The organism is Pseudonocardia tropica (genome assembly GCF_040105315.1).
In the GTDB taxonomy this organism is placed as follows: Bacteria; Actinomycetota; Actinomycetes; order Mycobacteriales; family Pseudonocardiaceae; genus Pseudonocardia; species Pseudonocardia alni.
The window spans coordinates 1-7,937 of sequence record NZ_JBEDNP010000040.1; the positions used below are offsets into that span (position 1 = coordinate 1).

Here is a 7,937-nt window from a genome sequence, read left to right on the forward strand (position 1 = left end):
GGCCGTGGCCGACGAGGCCCGCGCCCAGGCCCGCGCCGCCCGCGCCGACGCCGAGGCCGCGCGACGCTCCGCGGCCGCGTCCGATGCCGAAGCCATCGAGGCCGCCGAGGCCCGCGCCGACGCCGAGCTCGCCCGGGATACCGCGATCGCCGCGCGGGAGGTCCTCGAGGGCGAGGTCGCGCAGGTCCGCGCCGAGCTCGAGCAGCGCGACACCGAGCTGGCCGCAGCCCTCGCCGAGCGGGACACGCTCACCGCCGCACGTGACTCCGCGATCGCCGCCCGCGACACCGCGACCGCGGAGTCCGCCCGGGTCACCACCGACCTGGCAGCGCTGGCCCGCGAGCACACTCGCGTCGAGACCGAGCTCGCCGACGCCCGCCGGCAGGTGGAGGTGCTGGTCGGCGCACGCGACACCGCCGCCGCAGATCTGGGTGCGGCCCGCCGTGATCTCGACCGGGCCGAGACCGATCGCGCCCGGTTGGCCGACGAGCTGCACGAGGTTCGCGAACAGGCCGTCGAGCACCGGGCCGCACGCGCCGCGGCGGCGAGCAGCCTGGCCGCCCTTCGCGAGCAGCTCGCCCATGACGTCGACCGCGAGCGCGCCTACGGCGAACAGCGCCTCGCCGACGCCGAGGCCCGCCACGGTGCCCAGCTTGCCGAGCTGCGCGCCGACCTCGCGCGGCTGCGCGGTCAGATGGCCGGCCGGACTCCGGAACCCGACACAGGCCTCGCGACCGACTCCGGGTCCGGTCGAGGCGCGAGCGGACGTAGGGCCCGACCCCGGGCGGCGCAGCGCCGACCCGGCCCCACCGCCACCACAACCGACACCGCACCTGCCGACGAAACCCGACCCGTCGCCCCCGATGCTCAGCAGTGAGGCTCCCGTGAACTCCGCCTTCCCCACCGGACCCGCATCCCCCACCCCCACTCATCAGGCGGGGCCTCCCCCGCACCTGGGGCCCACTACCGCCCCGCGGCCAGTGATGGCCAGCACGACCGGGCCGCTCGCCCCGGGGGCCGGGCCGTCGCTGTGCTGCGACCGGTGCGGGCAGGCCGCGGCCGACCCGCTGCAGCAGATCCTGATGAGCGCGGTGTGGCTGATTCCCGGCCCCGACGGTCCGACCACCGCCCGCTACTGCCGAGCGTGCCCGCCGGTCGGGCCGATCACCGACCTGACTTGTCTGCGCTGTGGCGACGGGCCTCTGCTGGTCGGCGAGCTCGCAGTCGATCCCTCCGGGTCCGATGACGTGTTGCCCGCGACCGCGCGGGACTGGCTTGCTGCGGTGGGCTGGCGCCTGGACGGGCCGGTGTGCCCCGATTGCCGACCGCGCCGCTGACCGATCTCGTCGGCGCATGGTCGCTGTCAGGGGCGTCCGGTAAGACGGGTCCTGGAACGAGCTGAGGAGGACGTCGTGCCCGCGCCTGACCCTGCTTCTGCGTACGCGCCACTGGTGGAGCGCCTCGCGCAGATCCTTGATCCGGTCGCGTTCGACGACCGCGCCGAGCCCCGCACGCTTGGAGCGTTGTGGGATCAGACCTGCCGGCGCATGACCGCCCAGCAACACGCCGCCCGCGCGATCGCCGCCGGATGGGCGCCCACCTCGGAATCGGCGCCATGACGCGCCAGGAGCGCAACGCCCGCACCGTGCTCGTCGACTTCCAGCCCGTCCGGATGCTGACCGAGTCCACGTTGATCGACGACCCCGGCTCCGGGGGCTGGTTCGTCGGGTCCTCCGGCGAGCTGTCCGAGGTGACTTGCTCAGTATCGAGCATCCGAATCTCTGGACCGAGGTCATGAACCTGTCGATGTCGAAGCAGGAGCGCCTGTGAAGCGCCATGCCAGCCGCTGGCGCGGCATCGGCCCCGCCCGCCCGGACCGGGTCGCGTTTGTCCCCCAGAACGACCGCGGCCGTCCCGCCGGCGCCACCCCACCGGTGCCCCGCGCTGTGGCACCGCTCCCTGCCCGCCAGGGCCAGTGCTCGACGTGCGGGCAGGTCGCACAGGTGAAGGGCGGGATCCTCCTCCCCCACCACAGCCCAGACCGCATCGCGTGCCGCGGCCGTCGACCGGCCTGGGCTGAGCTCGTCCGGCACCGCTGCCAGGACTGCGGCACCTCCGCCGGGCTGGGCGCCCGCGTCCCTGCCGACCACCACACCCCCACCGGGGAGCCGTGCAACGGCACTGCGCAGCTGGTGCCCACCGGGCGCCGGACCACCTATCGCCAGCCCCCACCCACCCCACGGGTCCCGATGCGGCGCGGGAAGCCCCACCCCGACGCCGCCGAGCGGGCCAGCCGAGCCGAGAAGCGCGCCACTCTCCGGGCCGAGAAGCGAGTCGCGCGCGATGCAGCCCGCGCCGCCAGGCAGGGGAGCACCTCCCGGAAGCGCGTCCAGCAGCTGACCGAGGAACAGCAGGGGCCACGCATCCGGGCGGCCGCGGAGCTGGACGGTCGCTACCAGCACCCGGAGGACCTGCCCGGCGGCCCGCCGCACGCGTACCGACTCCCACAGCAACCAACCATCCCGCCTTCGCCGTTCACGGCCTCGGCAGCGCCGGTGCAGGAGATCCGGGCCTCCACTCCCGAACCGCCCCCGCTCACCGAGCTCGTGCCCGTGCAGGAGGTGCCCATCAAGGCCTGGAAGGCAGCGGCCGCGCCACCGCACTACCTGTCTGACCCCTTCCGCCCGTGACCGAGCCAGTACAGTCGCTTTCGGCAGTACGTCGTCGGAGGGCCTTGCGGGATCGGCAGCTAGGTCCCCCGAGCAAGTGTGCTCCGGCTGCCGTCCGTCGCGTTCGCTGAGGGCACCAATGCTGGCGGTCTGCGCTAGTCCTGACAGGTGACGATCGCATAGGCACCCTCGGAGGAGTTCTCCGAGATCACGTTGCCGGACGGCCCGATGATCTGGCAGGAGATCGTGCCGCCGCCGGAGTTCTGCGCGGAGACGTAGGCGAAGCTCATTCCGCCGTAACCGGGGGACTCCACCGATTTCGACCAGGGCAGCTCGGCCGAGGAGACCTGCGAGGTATTCCCGCCGGTGCTGCTGTAGGTGATCATCGCGCTGTTCTTGCCGGTGATCTTGTAGGTGTAGGTCGAGCTCGGCTCGACATACGACGTGGTCGGGGCGGTGGGGGCCGGGGTGGAGGCCATGGTCGCCGAGGACGCGGTCGATCGTGCCGACGTGGGATCGAGGGTCACCCGAACCGAAGAGGTCTTGCTCCACCACGTGCCCGCGGCCGGCGACTGCCATTCGACGAACGAGTCCATCGACGCGTAGTTCGTCGTGAAGGAGATGTCGCGGAAATCAGCGGTGTCTAACGCCGCGCTGGCCTCGTCGCCGGTCATGCCAGTCAGGTCAGGGACGGTCGCGTAGCCGAACGAGGCCGGGTCGTTCGGCTCCTGCGAAGTGGTGGTCGAGGTGGCCGCAACGGCCGTCTGATCGGTGCCCGCAGCAGACGAGCCCGACGCACCGGCTCCGAGTACGAGCCCGGCGATGAGCCCGACCACGCACATGACCGCTCCGACGCCGAGCAGGCCCAGCCGCGGGCCGCGAGAGCCGGCCGGGGACGGTGCGTCTTCGATAGGTCCGGGAGAGGTGCTGTCCGGCGGCTGGATCATGGCGGGCCTTTCGACAGTTGCGCGCTGCTGACGCCCATTCAGCGCACTTTTCCGATCCACCGTTAGCACCAGTCCTCAGGATTGATGACACGCTCGGAAGCCGCCAGCTCGGTGAGCTCACCGCCACGGCCACTCCGGCCGGGCTGGTCCCCGTCACCGACCTCGACGACAGCCCGCTCTCGGCCGCGCCAGCGAGCACCACGGCCCGGCACCGGCCCAACCGGCCGCGGTGAGCGGCTACCTGATGAGGCGTCCGCGCCGCGGATGCAGGGGAGCGCGCATCACCGGTGTGCGTGAAACGCTGGAACCGGATTCCTCATACATTCGACGACCGTCATCGGTGGCCAGCAGCTCCGCGCGGCGGCCCGCATCGACGGTGTGACTCCAGGCGAGCACTGCGTCGAAGGCCGCGCGGCCGTGACCCCGAGCCCGAGCCCGAGGATCGGTGCATACGTTGCTGATCAGCACGTCGCCCTTCGGTCGAGTGCGGTGACGGGGGCGCGTCTCGGAGTGTGCCCAAGGCGGTCGCGAGGACCGCGCCACCCACCTCGACGACCACGATGCAGAAGCGTGGGTCCTCCAGCCGCGGCGTGGATCACTCCGTCGCCTCGGCCTGGCTGCTGTTCCCTGCGCTGGCGCTCTCGATACCGGCGTCCCTCTCCTGCCGTCGCTGCTCGGCCAGGGGGTCGCGACGACGGCCCGCGGCAGCGCGGACCCAGCCGCCGGCACCGGGCTGACCGGGCTTGCGGAGCGGGTCACCTCGACGGTGGGACGGCTGCGGCTGCCGAGCCCACCCGGCAGCACCACCCTCCTGCACACCGAGCTGCCTCTCACCTGAGGCTGGCTCCCAACAAGGCGGATCGGGACCGGCTCAGCTGGACATCCGCTCTCTCATGCCGGGGAGTCCGACGGATTCCCCACCGAGGTGAGGTGCAGAAGTTGTTGCAGCTCGGCAGTGATCGCCTCGCGCAGGGGATCGTGACGAGTTGACAGTGCGTAGCGGGGCGACTTGCGGTCGGGGTATATCCAGACCGGGCTGTGGCGATGCTCGGCAGGTTCCCATTCGTAACGTGGATGTACGTGTGCGTGAAGATGCTCGAATGAATTTCCGAGGATCTCGTAGTTGATTCTTCGGAATCCACTGTCAAGCCGCTGGCACGCGTTCGCTACGGCCTCACCGAGGATGGACATGTCCATCAGGAAATCGGCGCGTTCGGCCCTGTTGAGATCACTGAGATGATTGGCCGTGCCTGCATAGAGAAGGAGGCTGTAGCCGGGAAGGTGTTGTGTGTCTCCGATGACCGCCCAGCTCGTCGACATACGCATCATGACCGTCGAGTTCTCGCCACGCTCGGCGGCCGCGATTCTCTCGTGCATCCGTCCCCCTTTGCGAGGGTTCACCGTTCCGCGGTTCAGCTTCCACTCCGCACTCGACTCTACTACGATTCTGATTGTGAACGACCCTGAGGCGCGTCTGTCGGACTTGCTCTCGCTCGCTGAGGGACAGCACGGGTACGCCGGTCTGGCGCAGCTCGGTCTGCATCTGGACGCCCCGTCGGTGCAGCGCTGGCTGCAGCTCGGCCTCGTCGAGCTCGCCCGGCCCGATGTTCGCGACGTTGGTCCTGCGGGAGGAGTGCTCCGGGTCAGGGCGGGCGCCCGGCACGATTTTCCCGGTCTGTATGCGACCTGGGTCGGGCTCGAATCGACGCCGGCGTGGCGGCGTTCGCCCACGGCCACCGCGGTGGTGTCGCATCGTTCCGCCGGCCTGGTCTACCGAGTCCTGACCGCCCCGGTGGCGGCCTACGAGTTCACCGCCCCGACTGCGCAGGCCGCTACTCGTTCCTCGTCATGGCCGGGCGCAGCCGCGCCTGCATCGACCGAACATCCTCAGCCAGCGCAGGGTGGCGACGCGGTGGGTTCGCCGTCGGGAGAGGTGGTCGTGCGGAACGCGCTGTTGCTCGAGTGTGAGGTCGTCCTCGTTGAGGGGATGTGGGTCACCAGCCCAGCTCGGACGGTGGCCGATCTGTACGTCGACTGCGGCGTCGGGGTCGAGGTGCTCGGCCGGATATGCCAGAACCTGCTGTCCGCCGGGTGGGTCGCCGGCCGGGATCTGCCGGGCGAGTTGAGCGCTGCCTTCGCTCGACGCGGCCTTCACGATGATGGAAGCGGGTGGCTGGCCGAAGCGCTCGAGGCGGCGGCCTGAGCCGGAACGGCAACAGCGGTGACTCACCCCGACCCGTGGCGGCCCCACCTTCTTCCCGAGTTTCGTGACCGGTTTCCCACCTGGTCTGATCTGACATCCGCGGTCGCACAGCGGGCCAGCGGCCCTGAGCTCGACTCCAGCCGGGCGATGCAGCAGCTGATCATGACCGACCTGCTCGCCGGGCTCAACCAGCGATCCCACGAGTGGCATCTCCTCGGATCGCTGGCCCTTCCCGTGCGCCCACATCCCGATGACCCGTGGCCCGAGACGATGCGGCCGTCCCAGACCGGGCCCCATCCGGCTTACTGCATGCCGCGGACCGCCTTCGATCTGGACCTTTTCGCGCACTCCCTGCGTCACCGCGACGCCCATGACTACGGGCGAGAGGTCCTGGCCGCGATCCACGACATCGCTCCACCCATCTCCCAGCCGGGCAGGACCTCGACGGTCGGGCTGGGCGGGCTGCTGCGCTACAGCGCGAACGCCCTGACCGTCCACGACAGCGGACAGGTCATGGGCACCCTCAACGCGCAACCGGTCGACGATCGCTACGGCCCCCGTAGAACTGTCGCCGTCGCCGACCCCATTGTCGTGGAAATCGATATCAAGCCGCCGAGCAAAATGGTCTATGTCGGCCCGCCCGACGTTTCACATCGCTCGGTAACTGCCCTCGATCTTCCCGGTCTCATGCCGGTCCGGCCGACCCTGTTTCCCATCTCGAACCAGATCGCGGACAAGCTCGTCCTGCTTACCGGTCCGCCGACCAGCCTTCGCGGCAACAACACCACGGCCTGGCACCGCTATAAGGATCTCATCGATCTGCACTATCTGATCTCGACATGCCGTGTCGACGGTGATCTGCTCCGCCAGGCCGTGGCCACAAACTGGAACTGGAACAGGATGGACGCAGAGCGGCTCCCCGTCCCCTACCGGGTTTACGGGCAGTCGCCGCTGGCCACACCTGCTGAACGTCAGATCCCATGGGAAGCCGAGATCGACGCGCTCCGTCACCAGTGGCCGCAGCTACGTGCCTACCCGCACTTCTCCGCGATGGTCGACACCATCAGTCACTTCACCGCCGAACTGAGCGCCGGCGAGAGCAGCCGCTGGCGCCCGGGGCAGGGCTGGGAATCAGATCCCACCGCCGCTGCCCGGAGCGCACAGCGGGCGCTCTACGCCCGCGAGGACCGAGAACGGGCCGCTCGAACCCAGCACACATCGATGACCCCACCACCTGCAGCGGGACCCCAGCAGCGCGGCGGCCCGGACCGGACCAGGGGGCGAGGGCTCCGTCCGTAGGGAGCGGTGGCTCAACCCGTGACCGGCACCGCGAGCGCGGCCACGGTCGACTGTGCTGCTTCCGAGGGGCTACCCGACGCCGTCGCTATCGGCCGACGGAGCCGTCAATCTGTTCGCGCAGGATGTCGGCGTGGCCCGGCCTATCCGCCACGGCGATTGCCCGTGCGCTGGGCATGCCCACTGAGGCGGTGTGCCAACGGCACAACGCCGCCGACGGCAGCCGCTCGACAGGTTCGTGTCTCGGGTGCGGTGCGCTCGCCATGGCTTCGACCAAAGCCGCCGAGTCAAGCATGTCCCGAGACCCGACACACTCGGAGGGAGGACGTTGCCGAGTACCGTCTCTTGAGGGTCAAGGCGCGTGGCCGGCTACCCGTCCACGGAGCCTCCGAGCGTGCGCTCATCCCAGAGGCAGTTCAGCCACGCTGCGCCATCCGCCGGTCGCCTCCGACCCCTGGAACAGGCGAGCAGCACCCACAGAAGCGGAAATGGGCAACGATGCAGCGACAGCGCGAGCTGCGGACGACATGGCACCGAGATCACCATCGGCGCCGACAGTCAGGTGCGGGACGGTTGTAGTGAACGCGCCTCCGTAGGGCGGGCACTGCGGGAACGCGGCCCACACGGCATCAATGAGCGCCCGGAAGCCGTCAGCCGGGTCGGATCCCAGCCAGACCACCCTGTCGTCGAACCAACACACGTCAGCGAACGAGACATCGAAACCAGGCACGGACCGGACCGCCTCCCGTAATTGGCTCATCTCCCGGGGGCCGATCCGGGAGGGCGGCAAGAACGGGTAGATCACACTGACATGCGCGGGGA

The 7,937-nt window shown here is 70.2% G+C and carries 9 protein-coding genes and 1 pseudogene; 7 read left to right on the forward strand and 3 right to left on the reverse strand.

The window, feature by feature from the left end:
* The 5 genes and pseudogenes from WHI96_RS26890 to WHI96_RS26910 all read left to right on the forward strand — a co-directional run.
* Positions 1-877: pseudogene (locus WHI96_RS26890) on the forward strand (hypothetical protein); the annotation flags it as partial.
* Between the two features lie 106 nt (positions 878-983).
* Positions 984-1,337 carry a hypothetical protein gene (locus tag WHI96_RS26895; protein ID WP_345643922.1) on the forward strand — a complete coding sequence of 118 codons (354 nt, stop codon included), beginning with the start codon at positions 984-986 and terminating at the stop codon, positions 1,335-1,337.
* A 114-nt stretch (positions 1,338-1,451) separates the two neighbouring features.
* A complete protein-coding gene (locus tag WHI96_RS26900; protein WP_345643920.1) occupies positions 1,452-1,619 on the forward strand; it encodes a hypothetical protein in 168 nt (55 codons plus the stop codon).
* Positions 1,616-1,798 (forward strand): hypothetical protein, encoded by a 183-nt coding sequence (locus WHI96_RS26905; RefSeq protein WP_349302483.1) that lies wholly within the window; start codon positions 1,616-1,618, stop codon positions 1,796-1,798. Before WHI96_RS26900 ends, WHI96_RS26905 begins: the two co-directional genes overlap by 4 nt.
* A gap of 148 nt (positions 1,799-1,946) precedes the next feature.
* Positions 1,947-2,690 (forward strand): YML083C domain-containing protein, encoded by a 744-nt coding sequence (locus tag WHI96_RS26910; RefSeq protein WP_345643914.1) that lies wholly within the window; start codon positions 1,947-1,949, stop codon positions 2,688-2,690.
* Between the two features lie 134 nt (positions 2,691-2,824).
* On the opposite strand, the gene WHI96_RS26915 is transcribed toward WHI96_RS26910, so the two are convergent.
* Both WHI96_RS26915 and WHI96_RS26920 read right to left on the reverse strand, forming a co-directional pair.
* Positions 2,825-3,616, reverse strand: coding sequence for a Stk1 family PASTA domain-containing Ser/Thr kinase (locus WHI96_RS26915; RefSeq protein ID WP_349302484.1), 792 nt, complete (start codon positions 3,614-3,616; stop codon positions 2,825-2,827).
* 891 nt (positions 3,617-4,507) lie between these two features.
* Positions 4,508-4,993 (reverse strand): HIT family protein, encoded by a 486-nt coding sequence (locus WHI96_RS26920; RefSeq protein WP_345643908.1) that lies wholly within the window; start codon positions 4,991-4,993, stop codon positions 4,508-4,510.
* 76 nt (positions 4,994-5,069) lie between these two features.
* On the opposite strand from WHI96_RS26920, the gene WHI96_RS26925 reads away from it, so the two are divergent.
* Both WHI96_RS26925 and WHI96_RS26930 read left to right on the forward strand, forming a co-directional pair.
* The gene (locus tag WHI96_RS26925; protein ID WP_345643905.1) at positions 5,070-5,819 is read left to right on the forward strand and encodes a hypothetical protein; all 750 of its coding nucleotides are present in this window, start codon (positions 5,070-5,072) and stop codon (positions 5,817-5,819) included.
* A gap of 147 nt (positions 5,820-5,966) precedes the next feature.
* Positions 5,967-7,118, forward strand: coding sequence for a hypothetical protein (locus WHI96_RS26930; RefSeq protein ID WP_349302485.1), 1,152 nt, complete (start codon positions 5,967-5,969; stop codon positions 7,116-7,118).
* 397 nt (positions 7,119-7,515) lie between these two features.
* Here the strand turns inward: WHI96_RS26930 and WHI96_RS26935 are convergent.
* Positions 7,516-7,937, reverse strand: a 422-nt coding sequence (locus WHI96_RS26935; protein WP_349302486.1) for a 2'-5' RNA ligase family protein, incomplete at its 5' end; no start/stop codon positions are given.

What these genes read in the sequence shown, in the direction of transcription:
- WHI96_RS26895 (WP_345643922.1), top strand. Translation starts at nt 984, where the DNA reads ATGGCCAGCACGACCGGGCCGCTCGCCCCGGGGGCCGGGCCGTCGCTG.
- WHI96_RS26905 (WP_349302483.1), top strand. Translation starts at nt 1,616, where the DNA reads ATGACGCGCCAGGAGCGCAACGCCCGCACCGTGCTCGTCGACTTCCAG.
- WHI96_RS26915 (WP_349302484.1), bottom strand. Translation starts at nt 3,616, where the DNA reads ATGATCCAGCCGCCGGACAGCACCTCTCCCGGACCTATCGAAGACGCA.
- WHI96_RS26920 (WP_345643908.1), bottom strand. Translation starts at nt 4,993, where the DNA reads ATGCACGAGAGAATCGCGGCCGCCGAGCGTGGCGAGAACTCGACGGTC.
- WHI96_RS26930 (WP_349302485.1), top strand. Translation starts at nt 5,967, where the DNA reads ATGCAGCAGCTGATCATGACCGACCTGCTCGCCGGGCTCAACCAGCGA.